18 protein-coding genes are annotated in these 25,655 nt (G+C 36.4%); 15 read left to right on the top strand and 3 right to left on the bottom strand.

Annotation, left to right across the window (positions count from 1 at the left end):
- Positions 1–42 precede the first annotated feature (42 nt).
- Positions 43–3,024 (bottom strand): SusC/RagA family TonB-linked outer membrane protein, encoded by a 2,982-nt coding sequence (locus tag ACXACQ_RS20475; protein ID WP_474977858.1) that lies wholly within the window; start codon positions 3,022–3,024, stop codon positions 43–45.
- 581 nt (positions 3,025–3,605) lie between these two features.
- Between ACXACQ_RS20475 and ACXACQ_RS20470 the strand changes: the two genes are divergently transcribed.
- The 7 genes from ACXACQ_RS20470 (at position 3,606) to ACXACQ_RS20440 (ending at position 12,280) form a co-directional block, all read left to right on the top strand.
- Complete coding sequence (locus ACXACQ_RS20470; protein ID WP_474977857.1) at positions 3,606–4,007, top strand: septal ring lytic transglycosylase RlpA family protein; 402 nt, start codon at positions 3,606–3,608, stop codon at positions 4,005–4,007.
- A gap of 61 nt (positions 4,008–4,068) precedes the next feature.
- A complete protein-coding gene (locus tag ACXACQ_RS20465; RefSeq protein ID WP_474977856.1) occupies positions 4,069–5,208 on the top strand; it encodes a T9SS type A sorting domain-containing protein in 1,140 nt (379 codons plus the stop codon).
- A 71-nt stretch (positions 5,209–5,279) separates the two neighbouring features.
- Positions 5,280–5,963 carry a response regulator transcription factor gene (locus ACXACQ_RS20460; protein ID WP_474977855.1) on the top strand — a complete coding sequence of 228 codons (684 nt, stop codon included), beginning with the start codon at positions 5,280–5,282 and terminating at the stop codon, positions 5,961–5,963.
- On the top strand, positions 5,960–7,219 hold the full coding sequence (locus tag ACXACQ_RS20455) for a sensor histidine kinase (protein WP_474977854.1): 1,260 nt from the start codon (positions 5,960–5,962) through the stop codon (positions 7,217–7,219). Before ACXACQ_RS20460 ends, ACXACQ_RS20455 begins: the two co-directional genes overlap by 4 nt.
- 142 nt (positions 7,220–7,361) lie before the next feature.
- A complete protein-coding gene (locus ACXACQ_RS20450) occupies positions 7,362–9,785 on the top strand; it encodes a TonB-dependent receptor (protein WP_474977853.1) in 2,424 nt (807 codons plus the stop codon).
- Positions 9,786–10,206: 421 nt separating this feature from the next.
- Positions 10,207–11,382, top strand: coding sequence for a lactonase family protein (locus ACXACQ_RS20445; protein ID WP_474977852.1), 1,176 nt, complete (start codon positions 10,207–10,209; stop codon positions 11,380–11,382).
- A gap of 490 nt (positions 11,383–11,872) precedes the next feature.
- Complete coding sequence (locus ACXACQ_RS20440; protein WP_474977851.1) at positions 11,873–12,280, top strand: hypothetical protein; 408 nt, start codon at positions 11,873–11,875, stop codon at positions 12,278–12,280.
- A gap of 54 nt (positions 12,281–12,334) precedes the next feature.
- Here the strand turns inward: ACXACQ_RS20440 and ACXACQ_RS20435 are convergent, their stop codons facing one another.
- Positions 12,335–13,318, bottom strand: a complete 984-nt coding sequence (locus tag ACXACQ_RS20435) for an isoaspartyl peptidase/L-asparaginase family protein (RefSeq protein ID WP_474977850.1) — start codon at positions 13,316–13,318, stop codon at positions 12,335–12,337.
- Between the two features lie 62 nt (positions 13,319–13,380).
- Positions 13,381–14,424 carry a carbohydrate-binding family 9-like protein gene (locus ACXACQ_RS20430; protein WP_474977849.1) on the bottom strand — a complete coding sequence of 348 codons (1,044 nt, stop codon included), beginning with the start codon at positions 14,422–14,424 and terminating at the stop codon, positions 13,381–13,383.
- Positions 14,425–14,574: 150 nt separating this feature from the next.
- Here ACXACQ_RS20430 and ACXACQ_RS20425 point away from each other — a divergent pair, with 150 nt between their 5' ends.
- The 8 genes from ACXACQ_RS20425 (at position 14,575) to ACXACQ_RS20390 (ending at position 25,655) form a co-directional block, all read left to right on the top strand.
- Positions 14,575–15,366 (top strand): J domain-containing protein, encoded by a 792-nt coding sequence (locus tag ACXACQ_RS20425; RefSeq protein ID WP_474977848.1) that lies wholly within the window; start codon positions 14,575–14,577, stop codon positions 15,364–15,366.
- Between the two features lie 666 nt (positions 15,367–16,032).
- Positions 16,033–18,444 carry a methyl-accepting chemotaxis protein gene (locus tag ACXACQ_RS20420; protein ID WP_474977847.1) on the top strand — a complete coding sequence of 804 codons (2,412 nt, stop codon included), beginning with the start codon at positions 16,033–16,035 and terminating at the stop codon, positions 18,442–18,444.
- Positions 18,422–18,952, top strand: coding sequence for a chemotaxis protein CheW (locus tag ACXACQ_RS20415; protein WP_474977846.1), 531 nt, complete (start codon positions 18,422–18,424; stop codon positions 18,950–18,952). Before ACXACQ_RS20420 ends, ACXACQ_RS20415 begins: the two co-directional genes overlap by 23 nt.
- Positions 18,953–18,985: 33 nt before the next feature.
- On the top strand, positions 18,986–19,342 hold the full coding sequence (locus ACXACQ_RS20410) for a response regulator (RefSeq protein WP_474977845.1): 357 nt from the start codon (positions 18,986–18,988) through the stop codon (positions 19,340–19,342).
- A 4-nt stretch (positions 19,343–19,346) separates the two neighbouring features.
- Positions 19,347–20,393, top strand: a complete 1,047-nt coding sequence (gene cheB / locus ACXACQ_RS20405; protein ID WP_474977844.1) for a chemotaxis-specific protein-glutamate methyltransferase CheB — start codon at positions 19,347–19,349, stop codon at positions 20,391–20,393.
- Positions 20,393–22,192: a chemotaxis protein CheA gene (locus tag ACXACQ_RS20400; protein ID WP_474977843.1), complete on the top strand. Its 1,800-nt coding sequence runs from the start codon at positions 20,393–20,395 to the stop codon at positions 22,190–22,192. Before cheB ends, ACXACQ_RS20400 begins: the two co-directional genes overlap by 1 nt.
- Positions 22,193–22,194: 2 nt before the next feature.
- Positions 22,195–22,821, top strand: a complete 627-nt coding sequence (locus ACXACQ_RS20395) for a hypothetical protein (RefSeq protein WP_474977842.1) — start codon at positions 22,195–22,197, stop codon at positions 22,819–22,821.
- 2 nt (positions 22,822–22,823) lie between these two features.
- Positions 22,824–25,655, top strand: coding sequence for a PAS domain S-box protein (locus ACXACQ_RS20390; protein ID WP_474977841.1), 2,832 nt, complete (start codon positions 22,824–22,826; stop codon positions 25,653–25,655).

Genomic DNA, 25,655 nt, shown 5'->3' with positions numbered 1-25,655 from the left:
TTTAGTTTGAGTAATCAGGAGTTATCCTTCAAAATCAAATCATTAGAAGCTAACATTTACGCCTAAAGAGTATATTCTTGGTCTTGGGTAAATGTTGTTATCAATACCTCCTGAAATTTCAGGGTCTAAGCCACTATATTTAGTAATCAGGAATAAATTCTGAGCATTAGCGGTTAGTCTTAGGCCTACTTTATCTTCTATCACTCTACCAAAATCGTAAGTAAGGCTTAAGTTCTGCATGCGTAAGAAAGATGCATTTTCTACATAGTAATCAGAGAAGAACCTTGCGTTATTGTCAGTGCCTTCAAAGTTTGTGTTGTAGATGTCTCTGGTAAGGTTGGTTACATAGTTATCATAACCCAAGTTGCTATAAACAGCATTTCCAGAGTTAACATTGTTATATACGTAGTTACCAAGGCTTCCGCTTAATAAGAAGCTAAGAGACCATTTGTCGTATGATACTGTACTGTTGAAACCAAAATAGAACTTAGGAGCAGGTGATTTATACCTGTATTTGTCCTGGTCGTTAATTTGGTTGTCATTGTTTCTGTCTACATAAACATTTTCAATGGGCTTACCATTCTCGTCATATACTTGCTGATATACATAAAAAGCAAAAGGCTGATTATCAACAGTGTGTATTTGAATGGTGTTACCTGTACCACCACCGATACCTCCTACAGGAAGTCCTTCTGAATCATCATTGCTAGTTTTGCTAAGGTTGGTGATTTTAGTAGTGTTGTACGTGGCGTTGATACCTAAATCCCAATCAAATTTATCAGTAGTGATGGCATTGTAATTAAGGCCTAATTCAATCCCTTTATTTTCAATGCTTCCTACGTTAGTAAATAATTTATTGGTAAGGTTAGTACCGGCAGGTACTGAAACAATGGCCAAAAGGTCATCTGTTTTTTTATAGTACACATCTAATGTACCATATAGTTTGTCATTCCAGAAACCATAATCAATACCCGCATTGTAGGTAGTAGTCTCTTCCCATTTTATGTTAGTGTCATAAGGCTCTGGACGTAATGTTTGGAAAAACTGATTTCCAAATTGGTACTGAGCACTTTGGTTACTATAAGTGTAGCGAGGTAGGTAAGGGAAGTAGTCTCCGAAATCTTGCTGACCTGTTATACCATAACCAATTCTTAATTTCAATTCAGAAATTAAATTACTGTTTTCAAGAAATTGCTCACTTTTCATTTTCCAAGCTAACGCTACTGAAGGGAATAATCCCCATCTGTTGTCTTCGCTAAAACGAGAAGAACCATCAGCTCTAAGAGTTGCAGTCAATAAATATTTGTCTTTTAACCCATAGTTCAATCGGCCAAAATAAGACTTTAATCTGTATTTAGGGTTTACCGGAATAGCAGCCGTAGATACTGTATCGCCTTCAGCATTAAGTTCTGGGTAAGTGTAGTTATCGATTGTGAAATCTTGATAAGAATAACCTAAAGTGAAATCAATATTACTATTAATAGCAGTTAACTCTTTTTTATAGTTCAAGTAAAAATCTGCAAGTAGATTTGATTTATCTTGTCCGTACTGTGTATAACTACCGCCTTGGTTATAAACAAAAGCAGCTTCGGCAGGTATATCATTGCTTCCATCACTGGTAGAGATGTCATAACCTAAGTTAAGGTTTGCTTTTAACCCATCGATAAATGGTAATGCATAATCAAACTGAATATTACCGATGCTTCTTTTAGCCTTACCAATGTTATGGTTTTGCGATAAAATACTAACAGGGTTATATGTAGTTTGTGTTAATGGCTTACCAGAAGCAGTCCATTGAGTGAAACCTCCATATTCGTTATCAGTGTAAACAGGCTGAGTAGGGTCATAAGCTATAGCACTGCTTATAGCTCCCTGATCGGCAAATCTACTTTTAGAATAAATACCTTTTACATTAAGATTGATTTTTAATGCATCGTTAAACAGCGATGGGTTAAGACTTATGGCTGCAGTAGTTCTTTCTAGGTTAGAAGTTTTTAGCACACCATCTTGGTTTAAGTACCCTACAGATACACGGTAAGGAAGCTCTTTAAAGGCACCACTAACGCTCAAGTTATTGTCAGAGCTAACGGCATCTTTAAAAATTTCGTCTTGCCAGTCAGTGTCATAGTCACCAAGTAGGCCTACCTTTTGAGGCTGCTTTTCTGCTACTATGTCTCTAAACTCATCAGCAGATAATACCTCTACAGTTTTAGGCACAGTAGAAACAGAGGTTAGCGAGCTAAAGTTGACATGAAGGTCTTGCCCAGCTTTACCTTTTTTAGTGTTAATGATTAATACACCATTTGATGCTCTTGAACCGTAAATGGCAGTAGCTGATGCATCTTTCAATACGTTTACAGATTCTATATCATTAGGGTTGATGAAACTAAGCGGGTTAGAAGCTCCTGCTACACTGTTGTTATCTAATGGCACTCCATCAATAACAATCAGAGGATCATTACTAGCGTTAAGCGATGATCCTCCACGAATTCTGATAGTACTTCCTGCCCCAGGTGCTCCACCATTAGAAGTGATTTGTACACCAGAAACTTTACCCGAAATAAGTTGGTCAGGTGAGGTCATCTGGCCAGGGTTAAAGTCTTTTTCTGAAATACTGGCTACTGAACCTGTTACATCACTTTTTTGCTGAGTACCGTAACCTATAACTACTACCTCTGATAAGGAAGTAATGTCTGGACTCATTTGAAGACTGATATTAGTTTGATTACCAATAGTGATTTCTTCTGGTAGGTATCCAATAAAAGAAAATACCAGAACATCGCTACTGTTAGCACTAACCCTAAAGTTACCTTCAAGGTCAGTAACGGTTCCCCTTTGCGTGCCTTTAATTAAGATGTTAACTCCAGGCATGGGTTCATTAAATTCATCTATTACCTTTCCAGTAATAGCTTGGGTCTCATTTTGAGCATTTGCGTTTATACTGAGTAGTAGCAAACAAAGAATACTCGAAAACATCAGACACGAATGTGAAAGACGTTTTTTCATCATACGGTAATTTGTCATTCTAAGGTATATTATTATTTATTCAATTAGGATTATAAATGATTTTCATGAGGTGAAAGTTTTACACATCTCGGATCATAATAGTTATTTAGTTTAAAAAATTACAATTATCAAAAGGTAAAAAAAATATTCAATTTGGTTGTATTATATCTCTGTTAATTGTGATTAAATCGATTTCTGAGAAAATGAAAATATATTGAATCATTTGCCTTTATCTCATTGGTTAACAGTGATATAATGATTAATCGTATTTAATATGCTATAATCTGTATATTTTCAATAAATTAAAAATAAGCTTTCAATGACCTAATATAGCTATAAATCAATGACAATGAATCACTTTCATTTCAAATCTAAACTTTTTAAAGGTAAAAAATACACTTTTGGTGGCTATAATCCAATTTTATGATTCAGTTTATCTCGTTTTAATTCGCTTATAAGCAGTTTTTTTATTTAACTATAATTTGCTTCTATAGGATAATGTAATGTTTGGTTAAATAATATTCATTTTAGTGTTGTATATGGTTTTGGTTAACAAAGTAAGCGGGTAGCTGTTAACTTATTATATCAATTTAGCTGCTATGAAATTATTTTTCTTCTTTGTAATTACTATTTCAGTATTATCATGTGGGCAAGCTCCACAGCCTTATGAGCAAACTGGCGAAGCTTCCTACTATGCCAATTCGCTTAATGGTAATGTTACTGCCGATGGTGGACACTACGATAAAACAAAGCTTACTGCTGCACATAATCACTTACCATTGGGCACTATTATAGAAGTAACCAATATGAGTAATGATAAAATGGTTACTGTTGAAATTAATGATAGAGGGCCATATTCATCTGGAAGAATATTGGATTTATCAAGAGCTGCTGCTAAGCAGTTAGAGATGGTCGAAGATGGTACTACCAAAATTCACCTTAAAGTGATGCAGCCCGCTCCGGGTTATACCGTGGCAGATTCGGTGGAATCAGAAAAATAATATTTGAAATAGCAGCTGTTAATAATCACCATGCATGGTTACATGCCTCTAATTACTACATATGAAATTACTCCTCTCCATAATATTTATATGCTGTTGCATAGTTGTGTATAGTCAGCCTAAATCTAATTCAGATATTAAAAGGCAAAAAATAATTACACTAACCCAAGATGATATAAGAGGGTATTTGGAGTTTTTGCCGGCAGACTATAGCAATGGCGAAAAAAAATACCCTTTGTTGATATCCCTGCATGGGCAGGGGCAAAAAGGTGACTATAATAGTGATTTATATAAAGTGGCTTTATTAGGGCCGCCTAGTTTTATTGAAAATTATGAAAGTGAAGATATGTGCTTTACCGTGGATGGTGAAGAGCTCTGCTTTATAGTAGTTTCACCTCAACTGAAGTCACTTGCTTATAAGTGGACCTCTTCGGCAGTACATACTTTTATAGATTATATCTTAAATGGAGAAAATAATTATAGAATAGATACCAATAGAATATACCTCACAGGGCATAGTCTTGGGGGTATTGGTGCATATGAATTTGCCTCTAATAACTATAATCAACCAAATAAATTGGCAGCGGTGAGCATAGTAGCGGGTAATGGAGTGGATGAAGAAGAGGGGTGTATTATCGCGCAGGAAGGTATTAATTTAAGGGCTTATCATAGTGTTGAAGATGAGAGCCCCGTTACCTATGAATCGGGCTTGAGTTCATTTGATAATATTAAAAATTGTAGCGAAAATGCTCAGTCATTGGGTGATTTAGAGTTTATAACATATCCCGCAGAAGATTCAATTAGTCATGATAGTACGGCTCAGGTAGCTTATAACCCAACCTTAGCAGTAGCAAATGGCGTTAATCTATATGAATGGTTGCTGGCTCATGAACTTAATGGTAATAATAATGATGATGAGGATGATGACACAGTGACGGGAGTAGATCAGTTTCTGCCACCTTCGGAGGTGTACAATCTACTTATTGTTAATGGAAACAGGAATTTAACATTGGAAAATGAAGGCGTAATGCCTCCATTTCAGGTACATTTATATAATATGCAAGGTAAGCTGATACATGTTTTAAATATGAAAACAGAAGATGTGGTGTTACCAGCGCTTGCTGTAGGTACTTATTTTTATAGAATCACTGATGTAGGTGAAAATGTGGTGCAGAAAGGACGAATACTTTGCTATGAATGAAATATAGCTTTAAAAGTGAGTTAATATCTCAACTTCAAATTATCTTCAGAAACAATTAATAATTTTAGGTTATGAAATTGTTGATAGTGGAAGATCAGGAAGAACTGGCGCAAAATATATTGACTTACCTTTCTAAAGAAGGAGGCATTTGCGAATGGGCTTCCTCTTATGCCAATGCCTTAGACAAACTTTCTGGTTTTAGTTACGATGTAGTTTTGCTGGATTTAATGCTGCCTGATGGTAATGGTTTGGATATATTGCGTTATCTCAAGCAGGAAAATACGCAGATTGGAGTACTTATTTTATCCGCCAAGGGGTCTTTAGATGACAAAGTGGAGGGGCTGGATTTGGGGGCTGATGACTACTTGCCAAAGCCATTTCACCTGTCAGAGCTTAATGCCCGAATCAAAGCCATTTATAGAAGAAGAAATTTGGCAGGGTCATACATTATTGAGTTCAATGAAATTAAGATCAATACCGATACCATGGAGGTAAGGGTAGAGGAACAATATCTTGACCTGACCCGAAAGGAATATGAAATGCTGCTTTATATGGTGGCTAATAAAAATAGGGTGCTTACCAAGCAGTCTATTGCTGAGCATTTATGGGGAGATTATATGGATGCAGTGGACTCTTTTGATTTTGTGTATCAACATATTAAAAACCTCAGGAAAAAGATAACTCAAGCAGGTGGTAATGATTATATACAAACCATGTATGGTTCTGGTTATAAATTTAATTCAAAAATTAGTTGAAGCTTTTTTTTAAAATAACTCTGCTATACCTCATTATTTCATTGTTGGTATTTGTGGCCGGTGGTATTATTACGCATCAAGTAATAAAAAGAGAAATAGACCTTGAACAACAGAGATTCTTGAAAGAAAGGTTAATCTGGGCGCTTAGTTTTATTGATAGGAAAAACCTTAACTGTTCTTTTCAGAAAGATAAAGTAACCATAATCCCATTGGGAGCTAATGCGGAAGAGACTGAAATACAGTTTTCAGATACTATAGTGATGCACTCTATGCTGCAGCGGATGGAACCGCACATAAAATTAGATGTAGTAAGAAAAGTGGATGACGGGTATTTTAAAATTGCCATTTACGATCTTATAGTGGAGGAGGACGATATAGCAGATGGAGTGCGAGAGTCTTTAATAAAGGTTTATTTGTTGTTGCTGGCAGTAGTTGTAGTGCTAAGTATTATTGCTTCTATATACCTATTAAAACCTTTTAAATATACACTGAGTAATATTCAGAATTTTAGTTTGAAAAACGGGCAGCCCATTTTGCGCCACAAGTCCGGCACAAAGGAATTTGATGATCTCAACAGGTTCATTGCTGCCATGACTGAGAAGATGATTGTAGATTATCAGAACCTGAAGGAATTTACCGAAAATGCGTCTCATGAAATGCAGACTCCACTCACTATTGCTGGTGGCAAACTAGAGTTGTTATTGGAGTCAGATAACTTAACCGATGATCAAATGATGTTGGTTTACTCAGCTCAAAATTCACTGAAGAGGCTTTCTAAGTTGAGTAAAGTTCTTTCTCTGCTAGCAAAAATAGAAAATAAGGAATTTGAAAAAATTGAAGAAATAGACCTTTCTCAGCTAATAAGTCAAATGTTATTTGACTTCAAAGAGTTAATAGAGCTTAAGTCCATTGAGCTTACTTTAGAAATTGCTGTAGGCGTTAGAGTTCATATAGATCATACTTTAATTGCTCTACTCATCAATAATTTATTGCAAAACGCAATAAGGCATAATTATGAGAAGGGCACTATAGCAGTGAAACTGACGAGCACCCATCTTCAGATTAAAAATACTGGAGAGTTAGCAGTTTATGACCCTATGCTTATGTTTGAAAGGTTTAAAAAGTCTAACCAAAGTAAAGATTCCATAGGATTAGGCTTGGCAATAGTTAAAAAAATATGCGAAGCTGTTAATTATGATATTATATATGAGGTGATCGGCAATGAACATGTATTTACTTTGAAATTCTCACAATAATTGTAGCCTTATACATGGCTTTATTGCCATTCATCAATTAAATTGAAAGCTTCAGAATTACTTCAAAATTCAATCAAATTTAACTCAAACATTGTGTGTACCTTTGGTTTGTCATAATTAAATAGGCAAAAACCATAATTGTATGAGAATCAGACTTTACCTTTTTTTACTAATAAGCATCTTTACTTTAGCTACCCAAAGCTATGCAGAGGAACTGCCTACAAGTGTAAAAGGGCATATTATCGACAGTGAAACCGGAGGGCCTTTAGAATATGCATCTATTAGTATTCTTGCTGCTGGAGACAGTGCGCTTGTTACCGGAGGAGTTACTGATGGGCAGGGTAATTTTAACATTAAAGTAAAGAAAGGTAAATACATTCTCAAAGTAGAGTTTATCTCCTACAGTCCTAAGTTTTTTAATATAGAATTAGCAAGTGGAGTTCGGAATATGGGCAATATTGTGTTAAGTCCTGATACTGAAACGCTAAAAGAGGTAGTGGTTACGGCTGAAAAAAGCCAAATGGTGATGGAGCTAGATAAAAAAGTTTTCAATATAGGCGCGGACTTAAGTAATAGGGGTGCCAATGCTTCTGATATTCTTGACAATGTACCTTCCGTAAGTGTAGATATAGATGGTAATGTAAGCCTGAGAGGGAGCGAAAATGTGCGTATACTCATCAATGGTAAGCCATCAGGACTTGTTGGGATTAGTGGTACAGACGCATTAAGGCAGCTGCCAGGTAATTTGATAGAGCGTATAGAAGTGGTGACCAATCCATCAGCCAGATACGAAGCTCAAGGTAATGCAGGTATCATTAATATCATTCTTAAAAAAGAAAGCAGCGAAGGAGTTAATGGTTCATTTAATGCTAACGTGGGGCAGCCTACAAACTATGGTTTTTCTTTTAACTTAAATTACCGTAAAAAATGGATGAATTTATTTGCCAATTATGGTATTGAGTATCGAGATAGCCCTGGGTCAGGGTTTGCGGATCAAACATTTTTTAATGACGGCTATAATACCAGAAGAAGAACAGATAACGATAGACAAAGAGCCAGCTTATCTAATAACTTTAGAGTGGGGTCAGATTTTTACTTGGATGACTTCAATACATTAACTGTCTCTGGCTTATATAGGGTGTCAGATGAAGATAATGATACTGACCTTAGGTACAAAAACTTTAATAGATACAATGAATTGGTTGCCGATTCGCTAAGAACAGATGAGGAAGATGAAAAAGAGCATAACTATGAATATGCTTTAAATTATACTCGCCTGTGGGAAAAAGAGGGACAGAAATTAACGGTTGATGTTCAATATCGCGATAGTGATGATACAGAAGACTCACAGCAAAAGCAAGGTGCTACTCCTCAAAATGGAGAACCCTTCGCGGTTAACCTTTTTCAGAGGTCTTATAATTTAGAGACGGAGAAAAATATGCTTGTGCAAACTGATTATGTGCATCCTTTTAATAGAGACAGCAAGTTAGAGGCTGGTTTACGTACCAATATCAGGAAAATAGATAATAATTATGATGTAGAGGAAAGAAATGCTACAGGGGAGTTTCAAAGCTTACCTGGTTTTACCAATAATTTTGTCTATGATGAGAAAATTTATGCAGCATATGCTATCTATGGAAATAAGGCATCTTCATTATCATACCAGCTAGGGCTCAGAACCGAGGTGACAGATATAACTACAGAGCTAGTGACTACCAATGATGTTAATGATAAAAATTATGTAGGTTTCTTTCCAAGTGCTCATATTACTTATGAGTTGCCAAATAGTAATTCAGTGCAGGCAAGTTACAGTAGGCGTCTTGATAGGCCGGGGTTTTGGAATTTAAACCCCTTCAGCAGCTATACAGACCCTAGAAATATAAGAAGTGGTAACCCAGATTTAGACCCTGAATATACCGATGCTTACGAATTAGGGTATCTGAAAAACTGGGATGCGGGCTCACTTTATTCAAGCGTGTATTACCGCCACTCTACCGATGTGATAGGCAGAGTAAGGTACCAAGATTTTGTTAATGGAGATACGGTAATCTACATGGTGCCTCAGAATCTTAGTTATGCCAACGCATATGGTTTTGAATTTACCCTATCGCAGGAAATAGGATCTTGGTGGAAATTGAATGGTAGTGCTAACTTCTATAGAAATATGACAGAAGGAAGTTTTGGAGATCAGGATTTATCTAGTGATACTTATAGTATGTCTACCAGGGTAACTTCTAAAATGACTTTATTCAAAGTATTGGATTATCAAATAAGTGGTAGATATAGAGCCCCTCAAAAAAGCCCACAAGGAAAGAGAAAATCATTCTATACCATAGATATGGGGCTAACCAAAGATATACTTGATAATAACGGCACGCTTACGCTCAATGTGAGAGATTTACTCAATACCCGAAAATACAGGGGGCAAACTTTTGGAAATACGTTTGTAGAGGAGTCTGAATTTCAATGGAGGAGCAGGCAAATATTACTCACCTTTACATATAGGCTAAACCAGCTTAAAAAACCAGACAAAGATAATGGCCATGAAGGTGAAGGAGATTTTTAAGATAAAGGAGTGCTGTAAAGGTGCTCCTTTTTTTGTGTCTTCTATGTATGTGAGTTTTAATATTCTATGACAATTGGCTGCCCTGAATCTTTAATTTTAAATAATATTAAACTAAGAAAATTAATCTTTTTCTTAGTTTAAAAACTTATCACGCTGTAATTTTAAAAGATGACTACTTACCCAAGGGGTGAAAAAGGCTAAACTTATAAGATGATTATCATAAGTTTATAATAAAAACTTATGATATTATTACTTTTGCTTATAAGCTTGAAACATTTGCGAGAATAAACATATAGTCAATTTGCACTTAAGGCTTTTATTCTTGTAATCAATAATGTTTCTTAATTTGTAATGAATAATTTAACCAAGCTAACTTACCATACTTACAATGTTCAAAACCTCAATAACAAAACTTGTTATTATGGCTTCTATTTTTTCTATAGCTTTTAGCTGTAAGAAGCCTAGTGAAAGCAAGGGAAAAAACGCACAAACCAAAGACACCACCAGAGAAGAGAAAGAGATCAACAATTTAGTATTTATAGGTACTTATACAGAAAAGGAATCTCATGTAGATGGAAAGGCTGATGGCATATATTTATATAAGTTTGATCCTTCTTCTGGTAGATTAACTTACGTGAATACAACCTATGGCATAAAAAACCCATCATACCTAACTATTCACCCAGATGGTGAATACATTTATGCTGTAAGTGAAACAGTGAAAAATGATTCTATAGATGGAGGTATGGTATATGCCTATGCTTTTAATAGTACTGATAGTACTTTATTAGAAATAAATAAAGAACCTTCGTTAGGAGGTGCTCCCTGTTTTGTTACCGTAGATGCATCGGGTAAATATGTATTGGTAGCTAATTATGTAGGAGGCAACGTATCCTTATTTTCTATAGCAGACAATGGAGCATTGAAAAATGAGATGGCTGTTCAGCATGAGGGTAAGGGATTAACGGATAGACAAACGACACCCCATGCCCACAGCATTTGGTCTGCAAAAAACGGATATGCATATGCTGTAGACTTGGGTATTGATCAAATTAAACAATACATATTGGATGAGGGCTCTGATAGCCTGCAGGCTACAGGGAATGATGCTCATCTTAAACCAGGTTCAGGGCCAAGACATTTGGTTTTTCATCCTTCAAAAGAGTTGGTTTACTCTGTTAATGAGTTAAGCGGTACGGTTACAGCTTTTAAATTGGTCGATCAGGGAGTTCTTAATGAATTTCAAACAATCTCTACCGTAGAGGATACTACTGTTACTGATGCAGGCTCTGCGGATATTCATATTACCCCAAATGGTAGATTCTTGTATGCTTCTAATAGAGGCAAGTTCAATGATATAGCCATGTTTTCCATTGATGGTGATTCTGGAAAACTAAAACTGATAGGACATCAATCAACCAAAGGTGATGGACCACGAAATTTTGTAATTGACCCTGCTGGCAAGTATTTGCTGGTGGCCAATCAAAATACTGGCAACGTAGTTACTTTTAAGATTAATCAAGATACGGGTGAACTTATAGACATAGGAGTTGAAAGTGAAATACCTACTCCGGTATGCTTAAAGTTTATGAATTAGAGAAAAGGCCGTAAGGCCTTTTTTTTTGAGTGAATGAAGGTTTAGAGTCCTATAAAAAAGGTTGACTTTTTTACTATTTAAAATAAACTAAAAAATATTTAAATTTTGATGCAACCTTTTATAGCACTCAATAGTCATTAAGGTATAACTACACTGAGTTTCAGATTTACCAGGTAAAATGACATTTTGGTGATAGTTAAAATTTAATTAAGGCAAAACAAAAGGTTGTGTGGAGTATGCTCTGCCAACCTTTTGTTTATTATAAACAATTCTATTCCAGTGCCTTCAATTTAAGAATTGATTTCCCAGATGGGGAATGCTTTCTTTTGTTAACATAATTCAACTCATTCAATTAATAATAATTTTCTTCTTTGAATTAAAATTAGTTATACTAAAAATGGTTTTTTTTACGTTGACTTACATGATTTAGTATGCAAGCAGCTATTGGCCTATTGTTTGCATTTTTGCTCTCAGAACAAATTATATTAATATGTTGACAAAGTTTACTACTGACAATTGCACTGTATCTTATATCAGTGAATTGAAATCATTACATGCAGTGTTAAGTGGTTTTGTTCCTTTTGAGGAATTACAAACTGTGTGTGAAGAAGAATATAAGATCATTAGAACTAATGAAATTAAAAAATGCCTAATTGATTTGTCTAAGGTTAAGGTTTATGCTAAGGGTGCTGCCGAGTACATAAATCAAGTATGGCATCCAACAGTTAAAAGCATAGGGGTTACGCATGTTGCCTTTGTAGTGCCAGAAGATGTGTTTGGCAGAGCTTCTATGAAAACTGCTCACAAAGATACCGAAAAGGAAGAAGGGGTGGAGTGGACTTCGGAAAATTTCAAAAGTGAAACTGACGCAAAAGAGTGGCTAAAAGGTATCAATTAATGTTTTTTAAACAACCAAAGATATATAGCTGAGCCGTGAAGCTCAGCTATTTTTTTACATTGAATATTTTGCATCTATTAACTCTTCTTTGAGTTCCGAATGTACCGCATAATTAAATCCTTCCTTTAGACTATAGCCGCCATATTCGCCTGCTTTAGATAAGGCAATAAATCCTACCTGAAGGTTCTTTAGGTCTTCACGCTTTTGGTATAGCTTATAAATACGCTCCGTTATTTCTTTACAAGCAGCTTCTGGTGACTTACCCTGTCTCATCAGCTCTACCACCATAGCACTGCCGGCTGTTCTCATTACAGCTTCTCCTAGGCCTGTAGCAGCTGCCGCGCCTACTTCATTATCCAAAAATAAGCCTGCTCCTATAATCGGTGAATCACCAACTCTTCCATGCATTTTCCATGCTGCACCACTAGTAGTGCAGGCGCCAGCTAAGTCTCCATTTTTATCAAGAGCAAGCATGCTGATCGTATCATGGTTTTCAATGTTAATGATAGGCTCGTATTTAGAAGTTTCAAGCCATTTTTTGTATGCCTTTTCTGATGCTGGAGTGAGCAAGTTCTCCTCTTGAAACCCTTCGGCTTTAGCAAAAGCTAATGCACCTTCTCCCACCAACATAACATGAGGTGTTTTCTCCATCACCTTTCTGGCCACTGATATAGGGTGCTTTATATTTTGTAAAAAGGCTACAGAGCCACAGTTACTATACTTATCCATGATACACGCATCAAGCGTTACTACCCCTTCTCTGTCAGGGTAACCTCCAAGGCCCACTGTCATCACATTAGGGTCTGCTTCTACTATTCTTACTCCAGCCTCTACAGCGTTTAAAGCGTCATCACCTTTTTTTAATAGGGGCCAAGCAGCTTTATTAGCCGGCATTCCATGATTCCATGTTGAAATCACCACCGGTTTAGTTGCTTTAACCGTTTTTAAGGGATTTGCAGTAGAACTCATCTGGCTGAGCAGACTGAGAGACACAGTGCTTATGGCTGTTTTTTGTAAAAATTTTCTTCTTTTGATCATGGCTAATGCAGGTTATATTGAAAATGGTTGTATGCCATTCTATTTTAAGAATGTTGTTTTGTTTATAAGGTTATCATCGATTCACCAGATTGAGTGATGATTATTTTCTTTTCAGTGAAGGGGCTAACAGTCCAGATATTCCAGCCCGATTGATGATATTCAAAATTTACCTTTATGCGTTTATTTAAAATATGGTAAGGCTTTATTATAAATATTTTACCCTCATCGGCAGGCTGTTTTATAGTTTTGTATACTCTATATAATGACCATTTTATAACTTCATCTTCAGGTAGAATAAAAAAGTCGTTTTTACTTTTTGTAAAGTACACATAACCCCAGTTTTCAGGCATATGCATATCTATGGCTCCCTGAGGCGACCATACCCAGTTATATTCAGGTTGAAGTCTGCCGTTTTCAAACCGCTTACGGTAATAGGTGTTATTAGCTGTGTCCAACTTCCAATTAACACGACTAAAATTTAATCTCCAAAATTTGTCTTCAGGAATTGTATGGTCATGACTTACTTCCATTAGCGCACTCCAAGGCATAGCTATTTCTACAGTCCATCCCTTGTCAATGTCATTTGGGTTATTTAGTGTCCCATACTGCTTTACAGCTGTCTTTAAGCCTTTAATATCCCAGTTGTCAATCACAAAAGGATGATTTCTGTAGGGCTTAGTTAGCAGTAAATCCCAAACAGTATTAAGAGCATTAATTTCAAACTCCATGTAATGTTGCGTAGATCCGTCTGGGTCTATGAAAATTTCAAAATCGTTATTTCTGAAAATTACGCTATCTCTCTTTGTAATAGTGGCCCATAAATTAGGCTCTTTAAGGTCTGCGAAAAAATAAAAATATTGGTTATCCCATAACATTTTTACCTTTGTATTATAAAGTGGCATATTGTGGCCGCCTTCAATATCTATAAATTTTGAAGTCCAATTGGCATTCTTCCATTGAGCTTCTTCTTTTCCGTCTATTTTTATTGGCTTGTCGGTAAAGCGTACGGTATAGGTTAGTGGAGGAGTTAAAGGTTCTTTTTTTTGACTGTATGCGAAAGAACAGGTAGCAATAAGTAAATAGAGGGTTAATATTACAGGCTTCATCTAACGGTTGATTTCAAGGCATGAATTTAAGACTTCAGCCTTATCTAATTGTCTCAGCAGGTAATTTTTTTATTGTAAATCGAAAATTGTCTGTAATTTCTGAAGTCACTTTTTTGAAATAGTTGATTTAAATTTTTAGATTTTTTTAAAATGAATAACCATTATCTCGATATTTTAGGTTTGAAACCTGGGGCCACCCAAAAGGAAGTAAAACTCGCATATCGTAGGTTATCCAAAATATACCACCCAGATATTAATAGCAGTCCCGATGCTAAGGAAAAGTTTATTGCAATAACTGAGGCATATAATTTTTTAAGTAAAGTAGGCCCTAGGCCTCACTTAGAAAATGTGTCTTATGATTATGATCCCACAATAGCCGAGTATGAGAAATGGAGAAGACAGGCACAAGAAAAAGCCAGAAAAAGGGCTAAAGAAGAGGCTAAAATGCAACAGGCATTAATGGCTAAATTCCTGAAAGGAATCAATTATGGAATGGTAATAGCCTTAGTTTTTAATATTCTGCTGGTATTCGATTATTTCTTGCCAAGGAAAATAAGCCACGAAAAGGTTTATACAATTCATAAGTCTATAATTGGAGGTAAGTATGAAGCTGATGTGGTTTACTTTGAAAACTTTACTATTGAGGTGGAGAAGGAAATAGTAGAGCAATACATTTCTAATGACGGTTTTATTGATATACAGCTTACTAAATTATTTGAAATGCCCATGGGGCTGATGGTAGAAAATGTCTTTGGCAAATACAAACTTTATCATAATATGGATAATGTTTACATCATTCTTCAATTTGCCATACCATTATTTTTCATAGTATTATTGCTTTATACCTTTACTACAAGTACGCTTGATTCCAAGCTCACGTTGGGTATCTTCATGTTCTTTATTATCTGCTGCGAGTATTTTATGCTTATAATGCCTGGCTAAAGTATCGTTTGATAATAAGCAAAATCATGTTATAACGCTGAGGGGCTGCTTGTTAAAAAAGGTTTTTAACCAACTTTTGGAGTTGCCAAAATCTTCTTGCTTTACATGAAGGTTCAAATTATACAGATTTGATTTTCAGTAATATGTAATACACAGTACTTTTTACTTATTAGTGGCTCGTGACTCATACAAACTTCAACTTTTAAGGGTTTTACTGTACGACTTTTCATGGCCTATAACTACTATAAATTTTGAGTCAGTAATAATCAGAATATTGTCATATTAGGAGAGCCCCAAATCCATGTGAACTAAAAATATTCCTTTATAGGTTGAATAAGTGCCATCTTAATGTGCATATCGTGATAATTTCCTTAGAAAAATAATTCCTTAAATACATAAATACCCTTTTAAAAGTAAGGGTTATCCCTTACTACTCCTTCAGTACTACCCCTGAATTTTAAGAGTAATTACTACTTAGTAAAATACAAAAGACTTCCGATTGAATACCAAATTTAATGGAAATACCTTTGGTAAGGTTGAAAATAAATGTAATTTATATAAGAGGCTATTGACTTATCTTGATTGGTTCTCAAATATAACAATTGCTTTAAAGTCACAGCTTTTAATATTATTTAATTAAAACTATCCTACACTAACACACATATTATGGCAGTCTCAAAAAGTACGGTGAAAGAAAAAGTAACCACCGAAGCAACTCAAAATGGTGAAGCAAAATCTGCAAAGCAATCCGAAGGTACTACGGGTTTAGAAAAAGTTGATGTTTTACAAGTTATGGAAGGTGCGGTGTTGAGCATCGTTATGACTGATGAGCACAGTAAAATTGTTTATTTCAATAAAGCTGCTGAAGAGTTATGGGGGTATTCCAGAGATGAAATAATAGGGGCGGATAGCAGTATATTGGCTCCAGCTGCAGAGGAAGATCAATTGGCCAGTGATGAAGAGGGTGAAGAAGTGCCCGAAGCTACTACTACAGACTTAGATCAATTGGTGGGATCTTCACAAGAATCAAAAATAACACATAAAGATGGATCACTAATTGACGTGTGGTTTACACTAAGTGAGAGCATTAGCAACGGGGAAAAGATATACACTTCATTCGTACAAGATATTTCGGCCAAAAAAGCACTTGAAGCACAGGTGGAGGAACAGCTTGAAGAATCTATGGCTCAGGAAGAGGAACTTAGGCAGAATATGGAAGAACTTGCTGCTACCCAAGAAGAAATGCAAAGGAGGCAGGTTGAAATGGAACAGCTTAAATCATCAGTAGACACTGCTTGGGTATGTATAGAATTTGAGCCTGATGGTACGGTAATTAATGCTAATGTTAATTTTCTTGAAGCATTTGAATACAGTTCTTTAAAGGATGTAGTAGGGCAGCATCATAAGACGTTTTGTGATCCTGAATATATAGCTACACAAGAATACAAAAGATTTTGGAGAGACCTCGCTAATGGCAAGGTTCAGACAGGGGAATTTAAAAGGATAACCGCTGAAGGAAATGAAATATATATAAATGCTTCTTACACACCTGTTGAAGACGTAAATGGCGAAATAGTAAAGGTAATTAAGATTGCTTCGAACATTACGGACATGGTAGCAGGTAGGTTGAAAGGTGAGCATATGCAGGAGGCTGTAGACTCAGGGTGGGCTTCGTTAGAGTTTGATGTTACTGGTAAGATTCTCCATGCAAATAAAAACCTATTGAGGACTATGGGGTATAGTCAGGCAGACGAAGTAGTAGGCCAGCATCATAGAATGTTTTGTGAACCTGAATATGGTAACTCGGCAGAATACGCTCGCTTCTGGAAAGATTTGGCCAATGGTAAAGTCCAAAGAGGGGAGTATAAACGAGTAGCAAAAGATGGTAGCGAAATATGGCTTCAGGCCGCTTATACTCCGGTAAAAGACGAAGATGGGCTAGTGGTGAAAATAATTAAAATAGCGGCAGATATTTCTGAAGTTAAAATTCCTGTGATGGAGGTAAGTAAAATCATTGGAAATATGGCTCAAGGAGATCTTACCCAAGAGTTTAAAAGTTCTGCTCAGGGGTATGTTCGTGAAATGGGTGAGGCCCTCAACGTGGCTATCGAAAATCTTGGCAGTTTGCTAGGAACCATAGAAGACAGTGCTAAACAGGTGGCTGGCTCAGCAGATAACATGAAGCAGAGAACTGATGGAATGAAAAATAATACTGCAGAGATGGCTTCTGCTATTTCTCAAATGGCCAAAGGAGCACAGGATCAGGCTCAGAAAACAGATGAATCCTCAAAAATGGCAGAGCAAGTTTTAAGCTCAGCTACAGACATGGAAGATAAATCTGATATCATATATAAAGCAGCAGAAAGGGGAGTAAATAGCTGTGATGAAGGAATTAAGATTATAAGAAATCTGGTTTCTAACATGTCAGGTATTAATGAATCTGCCAGTTTAACTTCTCAATCTATAAAGGTGCTTACCGAAAGAGCTGAAGAAATAGCCAGAACACTCAATGTAATAACGGATATCGCGGCTCAGACCAATTTATTAGCGCTTAATGCAGCTATTGAAGCGGCTAGGGCTGGTGAAGCTGGGCGTGGCTTCGCTGTAGTAGCAGAGGAAATTAGAAAACTTGCCGAAGGCTCGAGAAAATCAGCTATTGATATAGAAAAAATCATAGCCGATGTTCAAAAAGATACGCAATCCGCATCTAAGGCAATAGACACCATGACAGTAAGTGTGCAAGATGGTAGTGGAGCAACTAAAGAAGCAGAGAAAATCTTTGAGGAGATTTCTGAATCTTCTAGCGAGACATTGGAGCTGAGCAAATCAATAAAAGATGCAAGTGGTATCCAGAAAAACAGTATTGATATAGTAGTAAAGAATATAGAACAAATTGTGGTGGTGGCTGAAGAAACGGCTGCAGGAACAGAAGAAATTGCAACCTCATCATCTTCTCTAAATAGTGGTATGGAAGAAGTGTCAGCGGCCAGTAGCCAGCTTACTCAAATCTCTACTGAGCTTAAACAACGAGTTAATAAATTCAAACTGAAAAATTATGGAAACATTACAGGACGATAAAACAAGATCGGGATTAAGCGAGGCTGAAAAGGAAGAGGTTAAGGGAGAGGCCATGCAACTCATTGTATTTAAACAAGGAGAAGAAGAGTATGCCATTAATATAGATCAGATAAAAGAGGTAGTAATAACGCCTAATATCACCAAAATGCCACAAACACCAGAGTATGTTAAAGGCGTTTCTAACATACGCGGAAATATCATTGCGGTACTAGATCTGGAGAAAAAGTTTGGCTTAAAACCCACAATCGATTTAAGTTCTAAAAATTTCACTTTAGTAATAGAAAGTGATGAATATAAAATAGGCGTGTTGGTGAAAGAAGTACCCAATACCTTATCTGTGTTAGATACTGATATTGAAGAATCAGTAAACGTTATCCACGATTCAGCTATGGAGCAGAACTATATAAAAGGTATAGTAAAGAGAGATAACAGGCTGATTATACTAATTGATACATTCAAAGTGTTGGGAGAGGCGGACATTAATACCGTTTCACAGATTGTATCATGATATTGATTTATTATTTACTTAACTAACGGAATCATGTCTAAAAATGTACTGATCGTTGATGATTCGCTTTATATGCGAAAGATCATAAAAGATGCCATGGAAGCGAACGGATATACCGTAATTGGGCAGGCGGCTAATGGAGAAGAAGCTATAGATATGGCTTTTGAATTAATGCCAGATATTATTACCCTCGATAACATACTGCCTGATATGATTGGCACTGATATTTTAAAAGTATACAAAGAAGAGGGGCTTCCTTCTAAAGTCATAATGATTAGTGCTGTAGGGCAAGAATCTGTAGTAAATGAAGGGATCTCTTTAGGTGCAGTTGATTATTTGGTAAAGCCATTTACCAGTGAACAATTAGTGGCCGCTATCGCTAAAACCTGAATTCATGATAAAAGCTCTTGTAGTAGATGATTCTGGGTTGATGCGCATAAGGATTTCGGATGTACTTAGGTCAGACGGGAACATCAAGGTTGTTGGCTCAGCAAAAAATGGCTCGGACGGACTAAGGCTGATAAAAGAACTGCGTCCTGATGTGGTAATTACCGACATGGTAATGCCAGATTATGATGGTCTTTTCCTCGTAAAACATGCTATGGCTCAATGTCCTGTGCCTATCATAGTGCTAAGTTCTCTTGAGAGACAAAACACTCAAATATTTGAAGCACTAGAGTCCGGAGCTTTTGAATTTATTGATAAACCAAGAAGCCCTAGAGGTTTGGGGTTTAATAAGCCTCTGATCAATTTAGTGAAAACCGCTACTCAGGTAAATACTAATACGCTCATAAGTAATGCTAAGCCTCTCCGCCAGCAACCTTCAAATATTCTTTTTTTAGATCGGCTACCTTATGATGTAATAGTGGTAGGAGCTTCTACTGGTGGACCTAGCGCAATCGAATGCTTTTTGAAAGGAATACCAGAAAGCTTCCCTGTACCCGTAGTTATTGCGCAGCACATGCCGCCCAGGTTTATTGAGTCCTTTGCTGATAGGTTAAATAATATCTCAGGATTGAGGGTACAAGTGGCTGAAACTGGAGAGTCGCTTATGCCGGGAGTAATATACGTTTGTCCTGGAGATAGAAATACTGAGGTAAGAATGGATCTAGGCAGAAATGCTGTAGTATTTGGACAAACAGCTAAAGAATTTAAGGAATTTAATGATCCATCTATTGATTGTTTATTCGATTCTATAGGTACGGTTTATAGAGAAAGAGCTTTAGGTATTATTATGACCGGTATGGGCAAGGATGGTACCGCAGGTCTTGTAGAAATGAAGAAGTATGGAGCCAAAATAGTGGCTCAGAGTGAAGCCACTTGTGTGGTTTATGGCATGCCCAAGGCAGCAGTAGATGCAGGTGTGGTAGACCTCGCATTAAACATTGAAGATATTGCTGAATTTGTAACAAATTGTTTTACTGAAAAACAACGGATATAATGCAGTCAAAAGAAGATGAATATAGAGAAATCTTTTTTGCTGAGGCTCTTGAGAATTTTGAAGAAATTAATAAAGTACTTACTCAGCTAGAAAAGAAACCAGAAGACCAGAGTTTGATTAATGTTCTTTTTAGGATAACTCATACAATGAAAGGTAATGCCACAGCTATGGGGTTTGATGGCATTAGTTCGTTGGCACATGTGATGGAAGATTTATTTGGCGAAGTGCGAAATAACAATCTGGATTTGAATAGCGAAATCTTTACGGCCTTATTTAAGGCAGTGGATGTGCTAGGTGCTTTATTAAACTCTATTAAAACAGGGGACAAGGTTCAGTATAAAGGAATTAAGACCAAATTAGAGGTCTTAATAAAAAGGTCAAAAAAGGACAATGAAGAAAGTGTTCCTACTGATGACCCCATAACTGAGAGTACTATATTTATAGATGAAAGTAATGATAAAGCATTTGATGTAGAATCTCCCGATGTCGCTTCTCAGTCTCTGATAGAAGAGTATTTGCACATGGATGCGGCAGAAGACGAAGAAGTAGAAGAGGAAAGTGTTCCCACTATTGTAATTTCTGATTTGGTGCAAGTGCCAGTAAGAAAACTAGATAACCTTCTAAATTTAGTAGGCGAGTTAATTATTGAGCGTGATAGGATAATCGCACTTAATGGCAATGAAGCAGGAGCAAATGAATACTCAAGGTTAAACAGAATTTCATCAGACCTTCAGTATTCTGTAATGGATGTTAGGCTGGTGCAGGTGGGCTTCCTTTTTAATAAATTTCATCGAGTGGTAAGAGATGCAGCCGCACTTGAAGGTAAAAAGGCTCGATTAGAGTTAAAGGGAGTCGATACTGAAATTGATAGAAATATCCTTCAGATTATCAGTGACTCATTGATACACTTGATCCGTAATGCCGTGAGTCATGGTATTGAAAGCCCTGAAGAAAGAAAGGAACTAGGAAAGAAGGAAGAGGGAGTGGTAACCCTGAGTGCTCGCAATGATAACGATGGAGTTATTATAGAGATTAGAGACAATGGAAAAGGAATTAATGTAGAGCAAGTAAAAGCTAAAGCTCTTAAAAGTGGGCTGGTACAAAAAGAAATGTTACCCATGCTTAATAAAGAGGAGGTGCTGATGCTGATTTTTGAACCTGGTTTCTCTACCAGAGAGCAGGTAACAGAACTTAGTGGCAGAGGCGTGGGGATGGATGTGGTAAAGAGGGCTACAGACTCTATTGGGGGGACCATACGGGTAGAAACAGAGGATAATGAAGGTTCTGTGATTTACTTAAAATTACCTTCTTCAATGGCAGTAAAAGGCACACTTCTGTTTAATCTGCAACAGCAAACTTACGCCATTCCATTGTCTTACACCGAGGCCGTGGTCTCACTCTACAAAAGTGATCTTCATAAACTTAGTAATGGGTTAGTAAGCACATACTTGGGTAAAACAATTTCTGTAGTTTTTCTTAAGGACTTGTTCTCGCTTAAGCCAGAGGATAATATTAACGCTCATAAAATTTTACAGTTAAGTTTTGATGATCTGCATCCAGAAGACCAGTTGGATGTAGTGATAGTGAGTTATAATGGAAGAACTATAGGGTTGGTGGTAGATAAGCTACTTCAACAGAAAGAAATTGTGGAAAAGCCGCTGATGAAACCTCTGGACAGAGTGAAAATCATAAGTGGAGTAACCATATTAGGTAATGGCAATGTGTGCCCTGTACTTAATATTGCTGCCATTAGCAATTTAATATTTAATGCAAGTTTGAAAAACCATAAAGTGTTGTAAGCATGTCAAATTTAAGTTCTGATGAGAAGAATATTGCTGTTCAGTTGTTAAATCAAGGTTATAGAAAAGCTGCTGCATCTTTTTCTGTAATGACCAACGAACAAATTTCTATAAAGCCAACCAGAATTGAGGTATCAAGTAATGATTGGAAAATACTGAAAAATTTAAAGTCAAGTGATGATCTGGTAGTTGTTACTACTTCTATTATGGGAGAGCTTTCGGGTAAAAGTTATTTACTAATCAATAGATCGGAGGCAGAGGCTATTTATAATGCTTGTGTTTCTGAAGAGCAAACAGAGGAAGAGAAGAAAGAGGAAACGGAGGCTATTTTAAAAGAGTTGGACAATATTCTGTCTGCAGCGGTAATTACAGAATTCTCTAACTATACCAATGCTATGATCTATGGCGATGTGCCTATTCTATATTATACCAATCAATTTGAAATTAGGAATAAAATAGTTAATGATTTTAAAGGATTGGAGTCTGGAAATGAGTATTTTATGTTAGCTGACACTGAATTTATATCCGAAAACAATTCTAAGTTACGCCCCCAATTTGTGTGGAAACTTACTAAAAGTTTTGTGGAAAGAATAAAGGAATGTGTAGCTAAACAAAACAAAGTCCTATAAATATGAGGGTATCTGCTGACTATATTTTTGGCTTTTTGGCAATAGCCGCAACTATAATTGTAACTTTTTATGTGAATGATCCTTGGATTACGTCAGGGATGATCTTGGCTGCAGGATGCTTTTGCGGTTATAAAAAATATAGTTTTCAGAAAAATTTAGAAAAGAAAACCAAATTTCACGGAAGAGGCTTAATGGCTCTAGATGATATGCTGAATGAATTTAAGCATATGAAAGATGGTATGCACGAAGCTTCTATCTTAATTACAGATTTAGGAAAGGAAGGAGAGCGGGAGTTTAAGCAGCTTAGTGAAGAGGATGAGCTTTCTCAAGCTTTGTTAAAAGCCGATCTTGAAATTAAAAAATACAATGAGGAAGAGCAAAAGCGGAATTGGAGAGTAGAAGGGTTAGCAAAATTTAGTGAATTGCTCAGGTCTCATGATAAAGATCTCAGTCAGCTTTCTGATGATATTATAAAACATTTATGTAGGTATGTGCAGGCCAATCAAGGAGCCATTTTTATTCACCAGTCTGATGAAAATGACGAATACTTATTGATGACAGCTTGCTACGCATATAATAAAAAACGAATTAGGGAAAAACGAGTAGAAATAGGGCAAGGTTTGATAGGTCAATGCTTTTTAGAAAAAGAGACTATCTATCTTACAGAAGTGCCCGAAGGGTACGTTAATATCACTTCTGGCTTGGGAGAGGCTACGGCTAATAACCTTGTAATGCTACCACTAATTATTAATGATCGGGTTTATGGAGTTTTGGAGCTGGCTGCATTTAAGCCCTTGGAAAAATATAAAGTTCACTTTCTAGAGCTTCTCTCAGAGCACATCGCCTCCGTCTTTTCATCGGTAGATACAAACGAAAGAACCAAAAAACTTTTGAATGAGTCGCAGCAACTGGCACAAAGTTTAAAAGTACGAGAAGAGGAGATGCGCCAAAATATGGAAGAGCTGACTGCTACCCAAGAGGAGATGAGTAGAAAGCAAAGTGAGCTCGATGGAGTAGTTACCGCCATTAGTAATGTCATGGGCATAGCCGAACTAGATACTCAGGGACGGTTTATTAGTGCTAATGACATGCTTAAAGGTTTTATGGGGGTAGAGGATTTAGAACTCCGAAATAAAGATTATAAAAATTTGATTGGCATGGAGGATGCTAATGCAGATTTTCTTAATCGCATACTGGCAGACCACCTTCAGGCTAGCCATTATCAATTAACCGCAAAAAGGGGGCGCGTGAAATGGCTTTCTATCTCCTTTAGCCCGATAAGAGATCAGAATGGTAATACAAATAAAATACTAGCCTTAGTGAGAGATGTTACGAAAAGAAAGCTTCAGGAAATGGAATTTGAAAAGCTCTCTTTGGTGGCAGATAATACTGACAATGCCGTAATTATTATGGATAAAGATGGTGTTATAGATTATGTGAATAGGGGGTATTGTGATATGAGTGGGTATAGCATGGAAGAGGTAATAGGCAAGACGTCTTCTGAAATTGTATATGATGAGGCGAATAATCAGGAGGCTATAATCAGGCTGAGAGAAAATTTAGAGCAGAAAAAGCCAGCTTATGAAGAAATAATGAATTTTACTCATCAAGGGGATAGTTATTGGATTTCTATGGCTATAAATCCGGTATTAGATAATGAAGGAAATGTTACACGTTATATAGCCATCCAGGCAGATATTACCGAGACTAAGAAAAGATCTCTTGATTTTAGTTATAAGCTTCAGGCTATAAGTAAGTCCAATGCTATTGTAGAACTATCTCCTGAAGGTGTACTGTTAGATGTGAACGAAAATTTCCTCAAAATTTTTGAATATCAGAAAGAAGATGTGATAGGGCAGCATCATCGTATGCTGGTAAAAAAGGAAGAGCGTCAATCTGAAGAATATAAGGAGTTTTGGGCGACATTAAGAACGGGTAAATTTATTGAAGGTGAATTTCAACGAATAAAACGTGATGGCCGTGTGGTATGGCTAAAAGGCATCTATAATCCTATTTATAATATTAAGGGTGAGCTGTATAAGATAGTGAAATTTGTAACTGACATTACACAACAGAAGTTACTAGAAGTTGAAAAGCAGCGTCAGGAAATAGAGTTGGAATATCAGATGGAAGCTATAAATAAAACTATTGCGGCCGTAGAGTTTGATTTAAATGGATATATTAAAAAATCTAATGATATATTCAATAGTATAACAGGAATAGACTTAGAGAAGACACCAAGACTACACTATTCTGACATCATTCCTCCAACCGATATATTGAAGCCACAAACCGAGTTGATGTGGAATAACTTGAGAGATGGCAAATTCTTTAGTGGGGAGTTTAAGTTTATGGATGACCAGCGGAAAGAACTGTGGTTAATAGGAACGTTTAACCCTATTAAGGATATAGAGGGGCATCCGTATAAAATTATGATGTATGCGCAGTTCAATACTCAAGAAAAGGAAAAACAAAAAGATTTAATGGGCACGGTAAATGCCTTAAAAAATACAACTCCAATTTTAGAGCTCAATCCAGACCTTACTTTCAAGACAGGCAATCAGTTATTTTTTGCCGACTTTGGATACAAAAGGCTGGAGCTGAGAAAGAAGCCATTTATAGAGTTTTTGAGTCATGAATCAAAAAGTGAATTTCAGAAAATCAAAAGCAATGTTTTAACTCAAGACTTTGTGGAGTGCAATTTCATTTACGAATATTCTGACGGTAAAACCCACCCATATAGAACTACCTTTAGTACTATATTTGACTTGGAAGAAAAGATGTATAAGGTGGTTGTGATTATGATTGATAGGGTGGTGGTTGAAAAGGTATAA

It is taken from the genome of Fulvivirga sp. AWR4_260 (genome assembly GCF_056158185.1).
Note: the sequence above shows the minus strand (reverse complement) of the source record. Positions and strands in the feature narration are given on the sequence as shown.

Coding starts and splice junctions, on each gene's coding strand:
- ACXACQ_RS20395 (WP_474977842.1), top strand. CDS start 22,195: ATGTCAAATTTAAGTTCTGATGAGAAGAATATTGCTGTTCAGTTGTTA.
- ACXACQ_RS20390 (WP_474977841.1), top strand. CDS start 22,824: ATGAGGGTATCTGCTGACTATATTTTTGGCTTTTTGGCAATAGCCGCA.
- ACXACQ_RS20430 (WP_474977849.1), bottom strand. CDS start 14,424: ATGAAGCCTGTAATATTAACCCTCTATTTACTTATTGCTACCTGTTCT.
- ACXACQ_RS20440 (WP_474977851.1), top strand. CDS start 11,873: ATGTTGACAAAGTTTACTACTGACAATTGCACTGTATCTTATATCAGT.
- ACXACQ_RS20400 (WP_474977843.1), top strand. CDS start 20,393: ATGCAGTCAAAAGAAGATGAATATAGAGAAATCTTTTTTGCTGAGGCT.
- ACXACQ_RS20470 (WP_474977857.1), top strand. CDS start 3,606: ATGAAATTATTTTTCTTCTTTGTAATTACTATTTCAGTATTATCATGT.
- ACXACQ_RS20415 (WP_474977846.1), top strand. CDS start 18,422: ATGGAAACATTACAGGACGATAAAACAAGATCGGGATTAAGCGAGGCT.
- ACXACQ_RS20465 (WP_474977856.1), top strand. CDS start 4,069: ATGAAATTACTCCTCTCCATAATATTTATATGCTGTTGCATAGTTGTG.
- ACXACQ_RS20410 (WP_474977845.1), top strand. CDS start 18,986: ATGTCTAAAAATGTACTGATCGTTGATGATTCGCTTTATATGCGAAAG.
- ACXACQ_RS20435 (WP_474977850.1), bottom strand. CDS start 13,318: ATGATCAAAAGAAGAAAATTTTTACAAAAAACAGCCATAAGCACTGTG.
- ACXACQ_RS20420 (WP_474977847.1), top strand. CDS start 16,033: ATGGCAGTCTCAAAAAGTACGGTGAAAGAAAAAGTAACCACCGAAGCA.
- ACXACQ_RS20460 (WP_474977855.1), top strand. CDS start 5,280: ATGAAATTGTTGATAGTGGAAGATCAGGAAGAACTGGCGCAAAATATA.
- ACXACQ_RS20425 (WP_474977848.1), top strand. CDS start 14,575: ATGAATAACCATTATCTCGATATTTTAGGTTTGAAACCTGGGGCCACC.
- ACXACQ_RS20450 (WP_474977853.1), top strand. CDS start 7,362: ATGAGAATCAGACTTTACCTTTTTTTACTAATAAGCATCTTTACTTTA.
- ACXACQ_RS20445 (WP_474977852.1), top strand. CDS start 10,207: ATGGCTTCTATTTTTTCTATAGCTTTTAGCTGTAAGAAGCCTAGTGAA.
- cheB (WP_474977844.1), top strand. CDS start 19,347: ATGATAAAAGCTCTTGTAGTAGATGATTCTGGGTTGATGCGCATAAGG.
- ACXACQ_RS20475 (WP_474977858.1), bottom strand. CDS start 3,024: ATGACAAATTACCGTATGATGAAAAAACGTCTTTCACATTCGTGTCTG.